General features: G+C 75.4%; 14 protein-coding genes. 7 read left to right on the top strand and 7 right to left on the bottom strand.

From position 1 onward, the window contains the following. The first annotated feature begins 31 nt into the window (after nucleotides 1–31). Both EIZ62_RS32670 and pstS read left to right on the top strand, forming a co-directional pair. Nucleotides 32–4708 carry a hypothetical protein gene (locus tag EIZ62_RS32670; RefSeq protein WP_156690736.1) on the top strand — a complete coding sequence of 1559 codons (4677 nt, stop codon included), beginning with the start codon at nucleotides 32–34 and terminating at the stop codon, nucleotides 4706–4708. A 116-nt stretch (nucleotides 4709–4824) separates the two neighbouring features. After that, complete coding sequence (pstS, locus tag EIZ62_RS00500) at nucleotides 4825–5946, top strand: phosphate ABC transporter substrate-binding protein PstS (protein ID WP_156690735.1); 1122 nt, start codon at nucleotides 4825–4827, stop codon at nucleotides 5944–5946. A 67-nt stretch (nucleotides 5947–6013) separates the two neighbouring features. On the opposite strand, the gene EIZ62_RS00495 is transcribed toward pstS, so the two are convergent. Next, the gene (locus EIZ62_RS00495; RefSeq protein WP_156690734.1) at nucleotides 6014–6283 is read right to left on the bottom strand and encodes a hypothetical protein; all 270 of its coding nucleotides are present in this window, start codon (nucleotides 6281–6283) and stop codon (nucleotides 6014–6016) included. A gap of 106 nt (nucleotides 6284–6389) precedes the next feature. Here EIZ62_RS00495 and EIZ62_RS00490 point away from each other — a divergent pair, with 106 nt between their 5' ends. Beyond that, the gene (locus tag EIZ62_RS00490) at nucleotides 6390–7310 is read left to right on the top strand and encodes an ATP-grasp domain-containing protein (protein ID WP_156690733.1); all 921 of its coding nucleotides are present in this window, start codon (nucleotides 6390–6392) and stop codon (nucleotides 7308–7310) included. A gap of 165 nt (nucleotides 7311–7475) precedes the next feature. Here the strand turns inward: EIZ62_RS00490 and EIZ62_RS00485 are convergent, their stop codons facing one another. Further along, complete coding sequence (locus EIZ62_RS00485) at nucleotides 7476–7841, bottom strand: MmcQ/YjbR family DNA-binding protein (RefSeq protein ID WP_156690732.1); 366 nt, start codon at nucleotides 7839–7841, stop codon at nucleotides 7476–7478. 92 nt (nucleotides 7842–7933) lie between these two features. Further along, nucleotides 7934–8806: a hypothetical protein gene (locus EIZ62_RS00480; RefSeq protein ID WP_156690731.1), complete on the bottom strand. Its 873-nt coding sequence runs from the start codon at nucleotides 8804–8806 to the stop codon at nucleotides 7934–7936. Nucleotides 8807–8980: 174 nt separating this feature from the next. On the opposite strand from EIZ62_RS00480, the gene EIZ62_RS00475 reads away from it, so the two are divergent. The 4 genes from EIZ62_RS00475 to EIZ62_RS00460 all read left to right on the top strand — a co-directional run bounded on the left by EIZ62_RS00475 (nucleotide 8981) and on the right by EIZ62_RS00460 (nucleotide 13675). Beyond that, entirely contained in the window at nucleotides 8981–9652 is a 672-nt protein-coding gene (locus EIZ62_RS00475) for a maltokinase N-terminal cap-like domain-containing protein (RefSeq protein ID WP_156690730.1), read from the top strand. Between the two features lie 126 nt (nucleotides 9653–9778). After that, on the top strand, nucleotides 9779–10501 hold the full coding sequence (locus EIZ62_RS00470; protein ID WP_156690729.1) for a VOC family protein: 723 nt from the start codon (nucleotides 9779–9781) through the stop codon (nucleotides 10499–10501). A 262-nt stretch (nucleotides 10502–10763) separates the two neighbouring features. Beyond that, a complete protein-coding gene (locus EIZ62_RS00465) occupies nucleotides 10764–11972 on the top strand; it encodes a lycopene cyclase family protein (RefSeq protein WP_156696113.1) in 1209 nt (402 codons plus the stop codon). 74 nt (nucleotides 11973–12046) lie between these two features. Then, nucleotides 12047–13675 carry an FAD-dependent oxidoreductase gene (locus EIZ62_RS00460; RefSeq protein ID WP_156696112.1) on the top strand — a complete coding sequence of 543 codons (1629 nt, stop codon included), beginning with the start codon at nucleotides 12047–12049 and terminating at the stop codon, nucleotides 13673–13675. A 27-nt stretch (nucleotides 13676–13702) separates the two neighbouring features. Here the strand turns inward: EIZ62_RS00460 and EIZ62_RS00455 are convergent, their stop codons facing one another. From EIZ62_RS00455 to EIZ62_RS00440, 4 genes are all read right to left on the bottom strand, one after another. Further along, a complete protein-coding gene (locus EIZ62_RS00455; RefSeq protein ID WP_156690728.1) occupies nucleotides 13703–14701 on the bottom strand; it encodes a Rieske (2Fe-2S) protein in 999 nt (332 codons plus the stop codon). Next, on the bottom strand, nucleotides 14698–15666 hold the full coding sequence (locus tag EIZ62_RS00450; RefSeq protein WP_156690727.1) for a phytoene/squalene synthase family protein: 969 nt from the start codon (nucleotides 15664–15666) through the stop codon (nucleotides 14698–14700). Before EIZ62_RS00450 ends, EIZ62_RS00455 begins: the two co-directional genes overlap by 4 nt. Then, complete coding sequence (gene crtI / locus EIZ62_RS00445) at nucleotides 15663–17204, bottom strand: phytoene desaturase family protein (RefSeq protein WP_156690726.1); 1542 nt, start codon at nucleotides 17202–17204, stop codon at nucleotides 15663–15665. The genes EIZ62_RS00450 and crtI overlap by 4 nt, the downstream gene beginning before the upstream one ends. A gap of 260 nt (nucleotides 17205–17464) precedes the next feature. Continuing rightward, nucleotides 17465–19567, bottom strand: coding sequence for an MMPL family transporter (locus EIZ62_RS00440; RefSeq protein WP_156690725.1), 2103 nt, complete (start codon nucleotides 19565–19567; stop codon nucleotides 17465–17467). Nucleotides 19568–19745 lie beyond the last annotated feature (178 nt).

Below are 19745 nucleotides of genomic sequence, written 5' to 3'. Positions count from 1 at the left end.
CGCTGTCAGTGGCCCGTGTCAGGATGTTTTCATGATTGTCGCGCTTCCCGGGACGCCCCTCTCCTCCAGCCTGTACGTCGACTGGGTCCTCGCCCACGACCCCGGCGCCGAGCCCGCCGCACGGCGGTTGCTCGACACCGCGAGGGGTGAGCTGCCCGTGGCGTGGGAGAAGCCGGGGCGGTTCCTGGACGGCCTGGCGGTACGCGTCCGGCAGCTGCCGCCCGCCCATCTGCCGTGGTTCTGGGACACCGTGGGCCACTGGCTGACCGCCGCGCTGCGCTCGCCGCGCCACGCGGCACGCGCGTACGGGGAGGCCCGGAAGGCGGAGCGTACGCACGCGCTGCCGGTCGACGCCGACTACCACCGGGCCAACACCCTGCTGTTCGCCCGCGCCGGCGCGCTGCCCGCCAAGGAGCTGACGGAGCACCAGCGGTGGCTCGCCGGGACCTTCCCGCCGAAGGAGGCCCACGAGGACTACGTCCGGCTGCTGACCGCGTGGGCCGTGTCACCCGGCGAGCTCCCGGCCGACCTGGCACGCCGCGTCAAGGCCTCCGCGCGGGCCGCGGGGCTGGGCACCGACGAGGACGCCCGGGTCCTGGGCCAGGTCCTCGCGCAGGCCCGCGGCAAGGCCCTGCCGGACTCGCTGCTGGACGCGGCGGCGGCCGTACTGGAGGAACACCCGCCGGGCGACGAGGTCAACGCCGCCCTGCTGGACCTCTTCCCCCTCGCCAAGGGCGATGCCGCCCCCTGGCTGCGCCTGCTGCTCCGCTCGGGCGCCTCCGAGGCGCTGGCGGCCGGCCGGATCGTCCCCGAGGGCGGGCACGCGGCCTGGCTGGGCCGCTTCGCCGGCGACTACGCCTACCGCCCCCTGCACGGCGGCATCACACGCCAGCCCAAGCCGCCGGAGCTGTTCGACTTCGTGACCCTCCTCGCGCCACGGCTGCGCGCGGCGGACGTCCCCGTGTGCCTCCACAGGACCAAGTGGCGCTACACCAGCCTGGACGCCGACCTGCTCGACGCCTGCCTCGCCGAAGGCATCCCCGTCGAGGATCCGGGCGCCGGCGTGGGGCTGGAGTTCTGGGGCGGCCACTCCCGCCGCGACCTCAAGGCCCTGGCCTCCGACCCCGTCTTCGGGCCCCGCCTCGAAGGCACGGTCCACGAGGAGCTGCTGCGCGGACGGATGTCCGGCTCCCGCACACCCGGTACGGCGATCACCCGCCTCCCCGAGAACTCCGGCATCGCCACCGAGGTGCACCGCCGGATCAACGGCCTGCTCGACGCGCTGCGCGGCGGCGGACTGGGCGCCGCCGACGAGGCGGTGGACGAACTGGCCACGCTGCTCGACCGGCCCACCGCGACAGCGCTGGACGGCATCGAGGAGGCCCTGGCGGAGCTGGACCTCGTCGGCCCGCTCGCCCGTTCCCTGCGGGCCGGGCTCCCGGACGAGCTGGGCTGGCCCGCACTCGACCGCGTGCTCGCCGACTTCGCGGCCGGCTACCGGCGGCCCGGCGACGAGGTGGCGGGCGTGACCTGCACTTGGCCGGTGCTCACCGTCTTCTCGTCCTCCCGAGCCGTCGCCGTCGACCACGCCGGAACGCGCGCCTCCGCCACGTTCTCCGTCCCGGACGACGCCACCACGCACTGCGTCCACTACGCCGGCGGTCAGTTCCTCGTCAGCTGGAAGACCAGCGGGGGCGGATACAACGGGCACGCCTTCTGGACCGACCGTCCCGAGGACGTCTTCGTCCCGGACAATGCCCAGGGCATCGTCCGCTACGGCGGTTCCATCAACGGCGGCCTGGGCTACCAGTTCGAGAGCGCCGACGGCGGCGGCCGCCACGACGGCGAACGGATCCTGCGCCCCGGCGGCCGCGAAGGCATCGCCGACCTCGAACTCCAGATGTCCGACGGCGTCCGGATGTGGAGCTCCGAGATCTACCACCGCGGATGGGCCCTCCTCGACCCCGCCACCGGCGCCCGGACCGAGGACACCGCCCTCCCGGCCTTCCACACCGCCGGCGAACACCCGCCGGGCACCGCCCTGTTCGCCCGCGCCTCCACCCTCGCACCGCTGCCACCCGGGGCCCCGGCGTCCCCGCTGGGCCAGGACGGCGACCTGGCCGGCTGCCGGGTGCTGTACCGCACCGCCCACCGCGGCGGAGCGCCCACCGACTTCGTCGTCGAGGGCGTCGACGGCCGCACGGCCACCTACCGGGTGTCCCGGCCGGGCCAGGAGCCCTGGGGGATCGTCCGCCTGCCGGAAGGGGGCGAGGACGGCGTGCTCGCCGAGGAGACGGCCATCCGCTGCCACGCCTCCGAGGACGGCTCCCTGCTGTGGGAGGTCGACGGATTCCCCGGCCCCGACACCCCCGGCCACCGGTCGTCAGGCCGTTCGCACTCGGACAGCCCCTTCCCGCCACCCGCTTTCTGGCACTTCCTCACCCCGCGCCACCCCGCGTCCTCCGCCGCCCTGCGCGCCCTGACCGACGAGGCGGCCGCCGCCCTGCTCGCCGACCCCGCCGTCACCCCGGCCGGGGTGACCGACCCCCGCGTCGCTGCCGCCGCCCAGCGGGCCGCCCGGCTGGCGGCGGACGTACTGCGCCGCCGGGAGGAACTGTCGCGGCGCGTCGCCATCATGCGGTCCGGGCCCGCCGTCCGGCTGCCCGCCCAGGTCCCCGACACCGAGCTGGTGCCCGCGCTCTGGGGCCTCCTCCCCGAGTTCCGCGCCCACGGCGACCACCGCGCCCCGCAGCCCTACCCGGCCACCCTCACCTCCGTCGCCGCCGACGGCGCCTTCCTCGGCGGCGCTCTCGACGAGGAGACCCGCCGGCTCGCCCCGTCGTCCGCGCCCTACGACTGGAGCGTCCTGCTCGGGCACATCGACGCCGCCGCCTGGCGCGCGGCCGTGACCCCCGCCGGCGACCCCGGGCGGACCGCGCTCACCGCCCTGCTGGAGACCTGGGCGGCCCAGCCCTTCGCCGTACGGGGCAGCACCTGGCGCACCGGCCGTGCCCCCGCCGCCTCCTTCGGCGACCCGGGCCTGCGGGCGGCCGTCTCGGGACCGGCCAACTGGGCGAAGACCGTGCGGTACGTCCAGCCCGCCGACGCCCCCGCCCCCGCGGGCACGATCACCCGCGAGGAGGTGACCAACCCCGACCGGGCGAGCGAGCCCCAGACCGTGACCGTCACCATCGGCCGCGACGACGCCTCCCGGCTGGTCCGCCTCCTCGAACTCCTCGACGAGCACGGGCCGCTGACCGTGACCCCTGACGCCGTCCTCGCCTTCTCCCGCCGCACCGGCGCCCGGCGCGCCCTCGCGACGCTGGTCCTCGCCGGACTGCCCCGCCCCATGGGGTACGACGAGCGCAAGAAGCTCCTGCGCTCCGCGCCGTACAAGGCCGACAAGGACGTCACCGACGTGTACAACGGACTGCCGTACACGATCGGTCCGTCCGGCTGCGCCGAGGTCCTCGCGGCCGGCGTCCCCGACGACCCGGCCGACCTGTGGGCGGACGGCGGCCAGGTCCGGGCCGCCGAGCGGATGGCTGAGGCGTGGAACCGGCTCGTCGGCCAAAGGCCGTACGCGGACGAGGACCTCGCCGCCGCCCTGGACGCCGACCTGGGGCTCGGTGTCGCCTGGGCCCAGCGCCTGTCCGCCCCCGCCGACGCCGCCCCCTCCGCCGACGCCGACGCCGAGGACACCGGCACCGCACCGCGCTCCGACGGCTCCGGTCCGCGTTTCGTCCTCACCGGCGGCAGCACCGGAGGCCTGGACCTCCACCGAATCGAGCACGACGGCAGCTCCGGAGGCGTCGTCCGGCCCTGGGACCTCCCGCACACCGGGCCCGCCACCGTCCTGGCCTGGCTCCTGACCGAGCGTCCCGTCGGCGACCCGGCGCAGGCGCACGCCCGCCGGCTCCGCGCCGAGGTCCTCCGCACGCTCGACGCGCCGGGCATGCTCCTCCCCATGGGCCGGCGGTACGACCTGGCGGGCACGGCCCCCGACGACCCCGCCTTCACCCCGTACGAAGGCACCGTCCTGCCGAACACCTCGTCCGAGTACGGCCGGAACAATCCGTCGACGGCCTACGACGACGGGTGCCTCGTCGTCGCCGTGCCCGGCGGCGACACCTTCCTCCGCCCGTCCGGGGCCGCCTCCCGGCGCAGCGACGCCCCGCTCCAGGACGAGGCGCGGCGGATCGAGGCGGTGCACGCGGAGGACGGCGGCCTGGCACGGCTCGTCGAGCGCGCCGCGACCACGCCGGTGCCGGCGGGCGCGTACGAGGCCGACCCGCGCCACAGCGTCCCGGAACTGGTGGCCGACGTCTCCGGCGCGCTGTCCGTCGGGCCGGAGGCGGCGGCCCTCTACCTCCAGCTCCTGACCCTCGCACGGCCGACGGACCGCAACGTACGGCGCTGGAACGGCTGGACGGCCGCCCGGCACAAGAAGGCCCAGGCCGAACTCGAAGGTTCCGGCGCGATCGAGACCGGCAAACGCGCCCGCGCGGGCCGGACGGCGTTCATACCCGGCCCGTGGACCGAACTCAAGGCCCCCCACATCCCGCTGGAGACGGCGAAGCTCGACCTGTACCTGGCCACCGCCGGCAGCGGCAACAGTGTCACAGGGCCCTTCACCCACCTCCTGCCGCCGCGGCCGTTGCACGAACTCTTCGCCCTCGCCCGGGCGGAGGCCGAGGCGAGGGAGTAGCCGCCCGGCGCCTCCCAGGTGTCGATCCGTGGCCGACCCGTGTTCGCCGGCACGTCACCGCCGCGCCGCCCGCGTCGGCGAGCATCACGGTTCCCGCCTTCGGAGAGGAACCACAGGTGCAGCGTCGACGGGCACATCGCGGACGGCTGGTTCTGGGCACGCGCGTGGTGGCGGCGGGGAGCGTCCTGCTCCTCTCCGCCTGCGGTACCACGGCCGTCAGCGACAGCGCCCCGTCCCCCGCGCCCACGAGCGGCATCGCCTGCGCGTCCGGGGGCCGGCTGGCCGCGTCCGGCTCCAGCGCGCAGCAGAACGCGATGAAGCACTGGATGCGCGAGTACCAGAAGGCCTGCCCCGGCGTGGAGATCCGCTATGTGCCCATCGGGTCCGGCGGGGGAGTCGCCCAGTTCCTGCGCGGGGCGACCGTCCTCGGCGGAACGGACAGCCCGCTGAAGGCCGACGAAGTGGAGCTGTCCCGGGACGCGTGCCGGGGTGGCAGAGCCATCGACCTCCCCATGGTCGGCGGCCCCATCGCCATCGGGTACAACCTCTCCGGGGTGGACGACCTCGTCCTCGACGCGCCCACCCTCGCCAGGATCTTCGACTCCGAGATCACCCGGTGGGACGCGCCGGAGATCCGGCGCCTCAACCCCGGCGCGGCACTCCCCGCCCTCCCCATCGCCGCGGTGCACCGCTCCGACGAATCGGGCACCACCCAGAACCTCAACGCCTACCTCGCCGGAGCCGCGCCCGAGCAGTGGCCGTATCCCAAGGACAAGGCGTGGCAGGCCAAGGGCGGTCAGTCCGCCTCCGGCTCCGGCGGAGTGGCATCACAGGTGCAGGGCAACGACGGCGCGATCGGCTACGTCGAACTGTCCTTCGCCCGGGCGAAGGGGCTCAGCACGGTCAGGCTCGACACCGGCGCGCCCGAGCCGGTCGCCGTCTCCGCCCGGACCGCCTCGGCCGGCATCGCCACGGCCCATGCGGACGGCACGGGCAAGGACATGGCGCTGACCTTCGACTACCGGACGCGGGCGAGCGGCGCCTACCCCATCGTCCTCGTCACGTACGAGATCGTGTGCGACAGCGGGAACCCGCCCGAGGTGCTGCCCGCCCTGAAGTCCTTCCTGACCTACACGGCGAGCCCCCGGGGGCAGAAGGACCTCGCCCGGATCCACTACGCCCCCCTGCCGGACGAGGTGGCCGACCGCGTACGGCAGGTCGTCGGCGGCTTGTCGTGACGGTCGCCGCGCGCGGCACCACGCCGGCGACTCGTGACGGGCGCCGTGCGGGCAGGGGCGCGGAGGCTCATGGGCTGTCGCCCGACCAGTCCCAGCGGCCGGGGTCGGCGGCCCGGCGGCGGTAGTGGGTGCGGCCGCCCGGCCCGTACCGCCCGATCTCCGTCGGCAGCCGGGCCTCCTCCGCGAGCCGTTGCTCGCTCCAGCCGGTGACGTCCAGGAGGAGCCCGTCGAGAGGCCCGCCCACCAGCTCACCGTAGACACGGCCGGGACGCGGGCCGGGGTCCGGGTCCTCGTGGTCGGCGCCGTAGACGCGGCGCCGGAGAATGCTGTCGTCCATACCGGCCAGCTTCACATCCGGCACTGACAACCGGTCCTCCGGCGGCCGACGCACGGCCGGGGGCGACGGCCCGGGGCGACGGCCCGCGGGCGGATAGGGTGCGTGAATGGGGGCGACGTTCATCTTCTGCGCGGACCCGCTGCGGCCACGGCGGACCGACCCGCACTTCGCGGACGAGGCCCGCGCGGCGCGGGCCCTCGACCGCCCCGTCGCGCTGATCGACCACGACGCCCTGGTCTCCGGGGACGCGACCGCGGCCGTCGCGCGGGTTCCCGAAGGCTCCGGGGCGGCCTGGTACCGCGGCTGGATGCTCACCGCCGGACAGTACGGCGCGCTGTACGGTGCCCTGGCGGCGCGCGGAGTGCGGTTGCTGACCGCGCCCGCGGACTACCGGCGGGCCCATGAGCTTCCCGGCTGGTACGCGGTGTTCCGGGCGGCCACGCCGCACAGCGTCCGGCTGCCCGGCGCCCCGGGCACGCTGCCCGACGGGCCCGGGCTCGCCGCGGCGGCGGGCGCCCTCGGCGGCGGCCCCGCGGTCGTCAAGGACCACGTGAAGTCGCGCAAGCACGAGTGGCACGAGGCCTGCTTCGTACCCGACCTGACGGACACCCGCCGGCTCGCCTCCGTGGTCGCCCGTTTCGTGGAGCTTCAGGGCGACTCCCTCGTCGGGGGCGTGGTGCTCCGCGAGTTCGAGGACTTCGACCCCACCGTCGGCGAGGCGCGCGTGTGGTGGGTCGACGGGGAACCGGCGCTCCTCACGGCGCACCCCGACACGCCCGCCCTGAGGCCGGAGCCGGAACTCGGGTTCGTAGGGCCGCTGGTGGCGGCCCTCGGTTGCCGTTTCGTCACCACGGACCTGGCCCTGCGACGGGACGGAGCCTGGCGCGTGGTGGAGGTGGGCGACGGTCAGGTCAGCGACCTGCCGAAAGGCGCAGCCGCAGGCCATCTCGTCGACTGTCTGGCGACCGCGGCGACCGGGCGGGCGCCCCGGGCCCTGCGCCGGCCGGAGTCCCGGCGGGAAGGGTGAGATCCGCCGCGGACCGGGCAGCTCCCCGGGGCCCGGGTGCGCAACTCCAGGAAACCGCCTCAGAAGAGGCCCGGCAGACCACCGGCGCCCGACGGGGCGGATCTCCCGCGGGCCGGCGGACCCGACGGCCCCGTCCAGCCCCACCCGCCCGGCCTGTCCCCGGTGTCACTCGCCGGACCAGGCACCGGGCCGGAGGCCGGGGTGTTCCTCGACCAGCCGGTCCGGCGCCGCCTGTCTCCAGGAGTCGACGAGGATGTCACGCAGCTCCTCCTCGCCCTCCAGCGCGACGAGCCGCACCCGCACCCACGCCGAACTCGCCTCGTGCGGCGGCACCCAGAACTTCTCCGGCTCGGCGGCGATCAGCTCCGCCCGCTCGTGGCGCGGGCAACGCACCGCGAACGACGACTGGTCGTCGGGGATCGTCACGTACATCTTCCCGGCCACCCGGAAGGTCGGGATGTTCCAGGCCTCCTTCTCCACCGTCTCGGGAAGGGCCATCGCGATACGGCGGACGTCATTTGCGTCGATCATGGCAACCACCGTAACCAGCGCCACTGACACCCACCCCGCGCGAACTTCGGATCCCGTGCGGCGCTGCGGGCGCCCGCAGCGCGCCGGTGACGTCAGCGGAGACGTACGGCCGTGACGGTGAAGCGTTCCACCTCGGCGATGTGCCCGCCCGTCGAGGCGACGACCGTCAGCACCGCGTCCTTGGCTCCCTTGAAGGAGACCGAGGAGGACCACGGCTGCCCGGATCCGCCGGCCGGGACGCAGCACGACTCACCCAGGGGCTTCTGGGACGAGGGCTGGCGCACCTGGATCCGGAGGCTCTCGTCCACCCCGCTGATCCGGCCGCCGACGGCCAGGGGCGACCGGACCACCGACCCGTACGCGGGCTTCGTCAGCGAGAACGTCGTGTCGTCGGTGCCGACGACCTCCCAGGGCGCGTCGCGGCCGGTGCCGTAGCGCACGAGACGGACGACGGCCGCGCTGCCGGAACTCTCCGGTCCGCTGACGCCCACGCCGATGCGGGCCTGGGTGGCGGTGACGGTCCGTGAGGTGACGCGGTCGATCTCCGAGAAGCCCAGATAGCCCCGCGCGAAGGACAGCGCGGTCTGCTCCGGGTCGAGGTGCCAGGGCTGGTGGCCGTCCCTGCGGTAGTCGCGCTGCCACGCCTGCACCTGGGCGGGCGTGGTGAACGGCCATATCGGCTGCAGACGGCCCAGTCCCGGAACCGGTGTCACCCCGCCGGCGCCGGAGCTCGTGGAGGCGTCCGGTGCGGGCTTCGACGGAGTCCGCCCGCCCGTGGTGGCCGCCGGCTGTGACGGCTGCGCCGACGGCGACGAGTGGGCCGGTTGTGACGGCGACGACGCTCCCGGCGCGGCGGACGACGGCGGCGGCGCGGCCTGGCGCTCGCCGGTGCCGCTGCACGCAAGCAGGGACACGCCGGTCACGACCACCACACCCGTGAGGCGGAAACGGAGCCAGATGTTCATTGATGCCCCAGAGAACCAGTACCGACCCTCGATACCGTTCTTCCGGTCATCTTGCCACGATATGGGGCGGCTTCCCAGAGCGCTTCGGGCCGTGCGCGCGGTCCTCAAGTAACGTTGTGACCAGTGGTGTTCGTGCGTCGCACGAGCACACCGACAACGGGAGGATCACCGACGATGGCCGTCGTTCACCGGACCACCATGTCCCCCGGCAAGCTGGAACTCCTGACGTCCTGGCTGCCCACCCGCCCCTGGTACGTCCCGACGGGAAGCGCGCCGGAGCTCGCCGTGGCCGGTGGCTTCCGGCTGGACGACCCGGACGGCGAGGTGGGCATCGAGTTCATGGTGGTGACCGACACCTCCGGCGACCGCCCGGCCGCCTACCTCGTCCCGCTCACCTACCGGGGCGCCCCGCTCGCGGCCCCCGGGGACGGCCAGGACACGCTCGTCGGGACGTCCGAGCACGGGGTACTGGGCCGCCGCTGGATCTACGACGGCGCCGGCGACCCGGTCCTCGTCGTCCAGCTGCTCGCCCTCCTCCAGGGCCGTGCCGAGCCCCAGGCGCAGAGCCGGTCGGACGCCCCCGACCCGACCGTCACCCGGCACGGCGCCGAAGACACCCCGGCCTCCCCGACCGGGCCGGCCACCGCCACCGACGGACCGGACAGCACCGGCATCGGGGTCCCCACGGACGCCGGCCTCCTGACCCTCACCCTCACCCGGCTCCTCCACCTCTCGGCGCCCGACTCCGCCACGGACGCCGCCCAGGCCTGGATCACCGCTCCCTGGCGGCTCCCGGACGGCACCGAGCACCGGGCGCCGTTCGCCTCCCTGCGCGTCGGGCCCTGAAAGCGGAGCCCCGGTAATCCCGTTGCGTCCCCCGGGAGCGGGCTCCTAGCGTTGCTGCCGCTCATGGGCGGGGGAGACCAGCCCCCGTCCGCACCGACGCATCAAGGACCGGAGACACGGAACCGGATGACCTCTCAGCTCCTCGCGCTCTGCTTCGACGCGCACGACCCGCTCCGTCTCTCCCACTTCTGGGCAGGTGTCCTGGGCTGGGAACCGGCCGACGACCCCCACGACGCCATCTCCCTGGCACCGAACGACGACACCGGGTTCCACCTGCGGTTCGTGGGCAGCGAGGAGCGGAAGGCCGGTCCCAACCAGACCCACTTCGACCTGACGAGCACGTCCCCCGAGGACCAGCGCCGGACGGTGGCGACGGCGCTGGAACTCGGCGCACGCCACATCGACATCGGCCAGCGCCCGGAAGAGGGCCATGTGGTGCTCGCCGACCCGGAAGGCAACGAGTTCTGCGTCCTGGGGGCGGGCAACACGTTCCTCGCCGACTGCGGTTTCCTCGGAGCGCTCGCGAGCGACGGTTCGCAGGAGGTCGGGTACTTCTGGAGCCAGGCGCTCGGCTGGCCGCTGGTCTGGGACCAGGACGAGGAAACGGCGATCCGCTCGCCCCACGGCGGCCCGAAGATCACCTGGGGCGGTCCGCCGGTGGCGCGCAAGGTGGGGAAGAACCGGCTCCACTTCGATGTCGCGCCCCCTGCCGGCGTCGACCAGCAGGCGGAGGTCGAACGCCTCGTCTCCCTGGGAGCGAAGCGGATCGACATAGGCCAGAGTGATGTGGAGTGGGTCGTGATGGCCGACCCCGACGGCAACGAGTTCTGCGTGATGCCTCCGCGGTAGCGGCACCACCAGTGCCGGCGCGCGTGGCGGGTGCGGTTGGGGCGGTCGGCCGCCGCACCCGCCCAGAGCGCGCCAGCGTGCCGCCCCTCCGCGTACCCCCGCGTCCTGCACCATGGCCTCACCGGCGCACGCCACCGCCCCCGCCGGCCGGCCGAGCGGGGGCGCATCCAACCGGCGTGCTTCCGCCGAATGGGAGGGGAAGCCGCACCAGGAGGAGGAGCCGCCCGTGGCAGGGACGGACGACGACCGCGACACGCGGCCGGTGGTCGACACGGAGGTGGCGGTCGTCGGCGCCGGGGCCGCGGGACTGTCGCTGGCCCACCACCTGTGCGCGGCGGGACCCGGCGGCCCCCGGCCGGCGGACATCACGCTGATCGACGCGCCGGCCGGACCCCTCCGGCCCCCCGAACGCACCTGGTGCTACTGGGAGGAGCCGGGCGGCGACTGGGACGACCTGCTGGTCCGGTGCTGGGACCGGCTCCGGGTACGCGGCCCGGACGGCGGGACCTTCACCGGCAGCCCGGGTCCGCTGCGCTACAAGATGCTCCGCTCGGACGTCTTCACCCGCGCCGTCGGAGAACGCATCGGGGCAGTCAACCGCGTCGAGGCCGCCGTCCGGGCCGTCCTCGACCGGCCCGACGGAGCCGATGTGCTCGGTGTCACCGCCGACGGCCGTCACCTGCGGGTGCGTGCCCGATGGGTCTTCGACTCACGCCCGCCGCGGCGCCCGCCCCCCGCCCGCACCCTCCTCCTCCAGCATTTCCAGGGCTGGTTCCTGCACAGCGAGCGACCGGTGTTCGACCCCGCGACCGTGGAACTGATGGACTTCCGTGTGCCGCAGCCCCACCACGGACTCGCCTTCGGGTACGTCCTGCCGATCGGCACCCACCGGGCCCTCGTCGAGTACACCGAATTCTCCGCCGCGCCCCTCCGCCCCTCCGGCTACGACCGCGCCCTGCGCCACTACCTGCACGACGTGCTCGGCGTCCGGCGGTACGAGGTGACCGGCACCGAGCGCGGGGTGATCCCGATGGGCGACGGGCGCCACCGGCGCCGCGCGGGCCGCTCGGTGTTCCGGATCGGCGCCGCGGGCGGTGCGACCCGCCCCTCCACCGGCTACACCTTCGCCGGCCTGCAGCGGCAGACCCGCGCCGTCGCCGACGCCCTGCGCCACGGCCGCCTCCCCCTGCCGCCCGCCGCGCACCCGGCCAGATCCTTGGCCATGGACGCCGTGGTGCTGCGCGCGCTCGACACGGGACGGGTCGACGGACCCGCGTTCTTCACCGGCCTCTTCCGCACCGTGCCCACCGAACGCCTGCTGCGCTTCCTCGACGGCGAGACGCACCCGCTCGAAGAACTCGGCATCGGACTGCGCACCCCCGTCCTGCCCATGCTGCGCACCGTCGCCGAACTGCCCGTCCTGCCCCGCCGCCACACTCCGGCCGGCCGCCGACAAAGGAACCGCCCATGACCGCGCCGCACGACGAACGGCACCCGGACCGCACCGCGCCGCACGACGAACGGCCGGCGACAGAGGAACCGTCCATGACCGCGCCGCACGACGAACCGCACACGCCCCTGACCGCGCCGCCGCGCGACGAACGCCGAACGGGCCGGCCCCCTGGCCCGCGACCCGGGTCCGCGCCCCGGCGGGGCCGCGACCGCAAGGCTCGTGTCATCACCCCGCGGCCCGGCCGGCCACGCGTCATGGGCGAGGCACCCCGCACGGCGGTCGTCGGAGGCGGCATCGCCGGCCTGGCCACCGCCACCGCGCTGGCCGAACGCGGCGTGCACGTCACCCTCTACGAACGCGAACAGCAGCTCGGCGGGCGGCTCGCGGGTCGGCCGGTGACGCTCGCCGACGGCAGCACGGCGACCATGAGCCGCGGCTTCCACGCCTTCTTCCGCCAGTACTACAACCTGCGCGGCCTGTTGCGGCGGGCCGACCCGGGGCTCGACCGGCTGCGCGCCCTGCCCGACTACCCCCTGTGGCACAGCGGCGGGCTGCGCGACAGCTTCGCCCGCATCCCGCGCACCCCGCCGTGGAACGCCGTCGCGTTCGCCGCGCTCAGCCCGAGCTTCCGGGCGGCCGACCTGGCCGGCATGAACCCGCGCGAGGCGCTGCCCCTGTTCGACGTCCGCGTACCCGACGTCTACCGGCGGCTCGACGACACCAGCGCCCTGGACCTGCTGAAACGCATCCGCTTCCCCGAAGCCGCGCACCACCTGGCCTTCGAGGTCTTCTCCCGCAGCTTCTTCGTCCACCCGCGGACCCTGTCGGCGGCCGAACTGGCGCTGATGTTCCACATCTACTTCCTCGGCTCCAGCGAGGGCCTGCTCTTCGACGTGCCCGACGAGCCCTTCCCGCAAGCCCTGTGGGAGCCCCTCGGCGACTACCTCGCCGGGCACGGCGTCCAGTTGCTCGAAGGCCGGGCGGTCGACACCGTCGAACCCGCCCCGCACGGCGGGTTCACCGTCTCGGCGGCGGGCCGGGCCGACCATCACGACGCCGTGGTCCTCGCCCTCGACACGGCCGGTCTGCGGCGCCTCGTCGCACAGTCGCCCCGGCTGGGCGACCGGGCCTGGCGCACCCGGATCCGCCGCCTGCGCACGGCGCCCCCGTTCCTCGTCTCCCGCTACTGGCTGGACCGCCCCGTCGACCGCAACCGCGCCGGTTTCCTCGGCACCAGCGGCTACGACGGCCTCGACAACGTCAGCGTCCTGGAACGCTGGGAGGGCGAAGCGGCACGCTGGGCGGCCCGCACCGGGGGCAGCGTGGTCGAGCTCCACGCGTACGCCACCGCACCCGGCATCCACCGCCCCGGCTTCCAGGAGCGGATGCTGACCCGGCTGCGCTCCCTGTACCCCGAGACCCGGGACGCCCTGATCGTCGACGAGCGCCACGAATGGCGCGCCGACTGCCCCCACTTCCCCGTGGGCGGCTACCGGGACCGCCCCACCGTGCGCACCCCGGACCCGGCCGTGATGGTGGCGGGCGACCTGGTGCGTACCGGACTTCCCGTGGCGCTCATGGAACGGGCCGCCACCAGCGGCTTCCTGGCCGCGAACGCCCTGCTGGAACGGTGGGGCGTGCGCGGGCAGACCCTGTGGACCGTCCCCCCGCGCGGCCGCTCGGCACCCCTGCGCGCCCTGGCCCGGTTCGCCGCCGACTGAAAGGTTCACCCCCCGCCACGGCGGGGCTCAGCCCGGGAACCGCCCCGACGAGCGCAGCTCCCAGCGCCTCTCCGCGTACGCCAGGTCGTCGCGCCACAGCCGTCCCGCGGCGGCCCGCATCAGGGGCCGCACCAGCGGCGCCGCGGCCCGCGCGACGGCGAAGCCCCGCCGGTCCGAGGCGGCGACGACCGCCTCCACCACGGCTGTCCGGGGCTGCCCCGTGGAGTCGGGACCGAGCGGCGTGGCATGCGTCTCGACGACCGAGCCGCACCCCTCGCCCTCCTCGATCTCCATCACGACCGTCCGCGGCCCCGGTGCCGTGAACCGCGCCCGCACCGGCACCACCACCCGGCCGGCCAGCCGGAAGGAGACGTCGACCAGGAAGGCGTCCTCGTCCTCGCCGCTGTCCAGCACGGTCAGGTCGACGAAGGAGTACGGGTGGAACCAGGCACCGTGCCACGGGTCGAGGCGGTTGGCGACCACGTCCTCCGGCTCGCACCGCCCCACCCCCGACCACACCGCGGCGACCGCCCCGGCCGGGTCCGGGCGCACCGGCACGCGGGGCCGTTCCGTCGGTTCCTCGCCACCGCACCGGTCGAGCCGCACCCACATCAGCACCCCGTCGTCGTACGCGGGGAACGGCTCCCAGCCGGCGAACGGGCCGCCGTCCAGGGCCAGCCCGTGCCAGTGGCACACGAGCGTGCCGCACCGCACCCGCGCCTCACCCAGCGGCGCCCCGAGGTGCGGGCAGGCCCCGGGGCCCGCGTGCACCCGGCCGTCCGCCCCGCGCCAGGCGACCACCTCCTGCCCGGCCACGGTCAGGCCCAGCGGCCGGTCGGCCACCAGGGCCCGGGAGGCGCCCAGCACGTACCAGTTCCCGGACGGCCGGCCGCTCGCCCGCTTCAGCGCGCCCGCGATCAGCCCGGGCCGGGCGTCGCGCCACGTGGGCCGCTGCCGCTCCCAGGCGACGGACGACCGGCGCAGCGCGAGCGGGAACCGGCCCCCGCGCGAACCCCGGGGCCTCACGACGCCGCCCCGCGGACCGTCGCCCCGCGCACGGTCGAGCCGAGCCGGGCGGCCGCCACCCGCGCCACCCCGCCCGCGGCCACCACCGCGCGCCGCCGCCGCGGCACCGCCGCACGCCGGTGCACCGAGGACCAGCCGTCCCGCCGGACGGCGTCCAGGATCTCGCCGTACAGCACGAACGCCGCCCGCACGCACGGCCGGGACACCGGGTCCAGCATGGCGAGACCGGGCGCCGCCTCCCGGTACACGTCCCGGGTGAGCGCGGCCGCGGCCGCCAGCGCCGAGACGATCCTGGCGTCCCGGCGGCCGGTGCGCCTGCTCCACAGCAGCAGCTCCCGGTGCGCGCCGTGGGCCGCGAGGAGATCGGCCGGCAGGTAGACCCTGCCCCGGTCCAGGTCCTCGCCCACGTCCCGCACGAAGTTGGTCAGCTGGAACGCCAGACCCAGCGCCGCGGCGTGCGGCGCGGCCTCCTCGCGCGGCACGACCGTGCCGAGCACCGGCAGCATCTGGAGCCCGATGACGGCCGCCGACCCGTGCATGTAGGCGCGCAGTTCGTCGTACGTGGCGTAGTCGGTCACCACCAGGTCCGCCCGCATGGACACCAGGAAGTCCCGGAAGAAGGAGGGGTCGATGGCGTACGCCCCGGCCGTGTGCGCGAGTGCCCGCACGACCGGCTCCCGCACCGGGGCCCCGGCCAGCGCCGCGTCCAGCCGGGCCTCCAGCTCCCGCAGCGCCGCGGCCCGCTCCCCGGTGGTCGCCGTGTCACCCAGGTCGTCCACGATGTCGTCGGCCCGCCGCGCGAACCCGTACAGTGCGTGCACCGCCGGGCGCCGCTCGGGCGGCAGCAGCCGGGTGGCCAGGAAGTACGTCCGGCCGTGACGCGCGTTCAGATGGCGGGAGCGGGTGTAGGCGAGGCGCAGCTGAGGGTCGGTGATCCCCGCCGCGTCCAGTTCACGCACCGTCATACGGCCTCCGTCGTGGCTGTGTCCGCGGACCGCGGGTGGCGCGTCCCGGCCGGCCGCGTCCGCCCTCCGGTGATCCGGGCGGCGGCGAGCTTCCCGGACAGCAGCACGGTGGGCACCCCCACCCCCGGCGTGGTGCCGCACCCGGCGAGCACCGCGTTGTCGGTGCCCCGGACGAAATTGCGCGGCCGGAACGGGCCGGTCTGCGCGAAGGTGTGGGCGGCGGAGAACGGGGTGCCCGCGGCGTGTCCGGACGCGGTCCAGTCGGCGGGCGTCACCAGCAGCTCCTCCTCCACACAGCTGCCGAGCCCGGTCAGGCCCCGCCGCTCCAGCTCGGTGAGGAGCGCGTCGCGGTAACGCGGGGCCAGGTCCCGCCACTCGCGCGCGCCGGGCCCGATGTCGGTGTTCGGGCAGGGCGCGAGGACGTAGTGCAGATGCCGGCCGGGCGGCGCCAGGGACGGATCGGTGGCCGTGGGCCGGGTGATGAGCAGGGACGGGTCCGACATCAGCCGGCCCGTGCGGGTGATCTCCCCGAAGGTGCGGGCCCAGGCCGCCCCGAACGACAGGGTGTGGTGCCCCAGGTCCGGCCAGGACCGGTCCGTCCCCAGGTGCAGGACCACCGCGGAGGGGGAGTGGCGCAGTCGCAGCGGCCGGCGCGGCCGGCGGCCCAGCAACCCGTACGCGACCGGCAGGTCGGCCGTCAGGACCACCGCGTCGCACGGCACCCGGCCCCGGTCGGTGACGACGGCGGTGACCCTGCTCCCGGACCGCTCCAGGCGGGTGACGCTCTCCTCGTACCGGAACTCCGCGCCCGCCCCGGCCGCCGCGTCCGCCAGGGCACGCGGCAGGGCGTGCATCCCGCCCCGGGGGAAGAACACCCCGGCCACCGTGTCCATGTAGGCGATCACGGCGTACGCGGCCAGCGCCCGGGCCGGCGGGACACCCGCGTACAGCGCCTGGAAGGAGAACACCCGGCGCAGCCGCTCGTCGGACAGGAACCGGCCGATCCTGCCGTCCAGCCGGCCGAAGCCCCCCAGCGCGGCGAGGCGGGCCAGGTCGGCGCCGAACAACTGGAACGGCGAGTCGAAGTTGACGTCGATGAACCGGCGCATCTGCGCCCGGTAGAGCCGCTCCAGCCACTCCCGCAGCCGCAGGTACCCCAGCGCCTCCCGGGCCCCGGCGAACCGTTCCACCTCGGCGGCCATCGCCTCCGCGCCGGTGTGCACCGCCAGCGCCGAACCGTCCGCGAACCGCGCCCGGTAGGCCGGGTGCAGGGGCACCAGGTCCAGCCGGTCGCGCATCCGCGCACCGACGGCCGCGAACGCCTCCTCCACCAGGTCGGGCATGGTGAGCACGGTCGGGCCGGTGTCCATGCGGTACCCGCCGCGCGTCTCCAGACCGGCCCGCCCGCCCGGCACGGCGCACCGCTCCACCACCGTGACCCGCCGCCCCGCACCCAGCAGGTGCAGCGCGGCGGACAGGCCGGCCAACCCGGCCCCCACGACCACCACGTGGTCCGTACGCCCCGGTACGGTCCTCATCCGGCAACCCCTCGCGCGTCGACTGCACGGTCCTTCGAACCATTCGCCGCGGACGCGCCCGGCGGATGCACCCCGGCCCCCGCGGCGTACGGCTGCCGCGCGACGCGGCCCCGCGACAGCCGTACCCGCAGTGGATCACCGCGCGGGCCCGCGCGCCTTCCGGGCGCTGCCGTCCGGGTCCCCGCCCCACCCCGCGCCCGCCCGGCCGGATCGGCGCGCCCGCGTGCCCGGCCCGGCCGCCGCACGCAGCCCCCGCCGATTCACCGCCCCGCCGGGTCGCGCCGTTCCTCGGGGCGCCGGGACAGCGCGCCCGGCCACCAGGCGGCCGGGCCGATGTCCCGCACCAGGGCCGGGACCAGCAGCGAGCGGACCACCAGCGTGTCGAGCAGGACGCCGAACGCGACGATGAACGCGATCTGCAACAGGAACGCCAGCGGGATCACCGCCAGCGCGGCGAACGTGGCGGCGAGCACGACCCCCGCCGAGGTGATGACACCGCCCGTCGCCGTCAGCCCCCGCAGCACGCCCTCGCGCGTGCCGAACCGCAGCGACTCCTCCCGCACCCGGGACATCAGGAAGATGTTGTAGTCGACGCCCAGCGCCACCAGGAAGACGAACCCGTACAGCGGAACCGACGCGTCCGTGCCGCTGAAACCGAGCGCCCGCTCGAACACCAGCGCCGACACGCCCAGCGTGGCCAGGAAGTTGAGGGCCACCGTCGCGATCAGCAGCACCGGCACCAGCAGAGAACGCAACAACAGCACCAGGATCACCAGGATGATCGCGAGCACCACCGGGATGATGAGCAGGCGGTCCCGCTCGGCCGTCCGCTGCGTGTCGTACTGCTGGGCCGTGTAACCGCCCACCAGCGCGTCCGCCCCCGGCACCGCGTGCACGGCCGTGCGCAACCGGGCGACCGTGTCCTTCGCCTCGTCACTGTCGGCGGTGGCCGCCAGCGTCACGTCGATCCGGACCCGCCCGTCCACCACGAGCGGGGGACCGCCTCCGGGGCGGCCCGCGGCCGTCACCGGTGCCACCGAGGCCACCCCTCGCGTCCCCTGCGCAGCCCGGGTCACCTGCGTCACCCGGTCGGCGTCGGCGATCACCACGGCGGGATTGCCCGAGCCGCCGGGGAAGTGCCGGGCCAGCGTGGCCTGCGCCGACACGGACCGGGCGTCGGACACGAAGATCTCGTCCAGCGGAACGCCCCGCGCGGTCAGCGTCGGCGCGAAGGCGGCGCAGGCGGCCAGCGCGACGAGCGTCACCGCCCACACCCGGCGCGGCGCCCGGTCCACCAGGCCCGCCAGTCGCGACCACACCGGATGGCCCGTGTGCGCGGGCTTCGCCGGCCAGTAGGCCGCGCGCCCCAGCAGCACCAGCACCGCCGGCAGGAACGTGAGCGCGCTGAGCACGGCGCACACGATGCCGATCGCGCCGACCGGCCCCAGCGCGCGATTGTTCGTCAGGTCGCTCAGCAGCAGCGCCAGCAGCCCGAGCGCGACCGTCGCCGCGCTCGCCGTCACCGGACCCGCCGACCGCCGCACCGCCGCCCGCACCGCGGTGAACCGGTCGCGGCCCTCCGCCAGCTCCTCCCGGAACCGCGCCGTCAGCAGCAGCGCGTAGTCCGTCGCCGCGCCGATCACCAGGATGAACAGGATGCCCTGCACCTGGCCGTCCACCCGCACGACGTCCCGCTCCGCCAGCGCGTACACCACTCCGCACGCCAGCCCGAGGGCGAACACCGCACCGATGATGATCACCAGCGGAAGCAGCACGCTGCGGTACACCAGCAGCAGGATGAGCAGCACCGCGGCCAGCGCCACGAGCAGCAGCACACCGTCGATGCCCGCGAACGCGTCGGACAGGTCGGCCTGCGTCGCGGCCGGCCCGGCCAGCTGCACCCGGGTGCCGGGCACCTCCCCGGCCGCGTCCCGCACCCGGTCCAGCACCTCCGGCAGGTCGTCCCCCAGGTCCGGCCGCAGCTGCACGACCCCCTGGAGGGCCTCCCCGTCCCGCGACGGCAGCGCCGGCGACGGTTCGCCCACCACACCGGGGGCCCCGTCGAGCGACGCCAGCGCGGCGGTCGCCGCGCCCCGCCCGGCCGCGACCGGCACACCGCCGTCGCCGTCACCCGCCCCCGTCCAGACGACGATCACCGGCACCGACTCCTCCTGGCCGAAGGCCCGCCGGGCCTCCAGGACCCGCGTCGACTCGGCGCTGCGGGGCAGGAAGGCGGCCTGGTCGTTGGTGGCGACGTCGCCGAGCTTCCCGGCGTACGGTCCCAGACCGCCGCCGACGGCCAGCCAGACCACGATCAGAACGACGGGCAGCAGCCACCTGACGTACTTGCCGGTGAGAGGCATCGCACTCCTTGGACACACGGAACGGATCTGGCAGGGCTCGCAGGAGTACTTGTGCCGCGCGACGGCCGCCGGATGCACACCGCGCGGGACAGATGTACGCATCCGGACGGGTCCGCCGGGCGGAAGGAAGAGGCAGGGGGGAACGTGGAAGGGTCAGGACCATCCGGCAGGGAGCCCC

This window comes from Streptomyces ficellus, assembly GCF_009739905.1.
In the GTDB taxonomy this organism is placed as follows: Bacteria; Actinomycetota; Actinomycetes; order Streptomycetales; family Streptomycetaceae; genus Streptomyces; species Streptomyces ficellus_A.
Note: the sequence above shows the minus strand (reverse complement) of the source record. Positions and strands in the feature narration are given on the sequence as shown.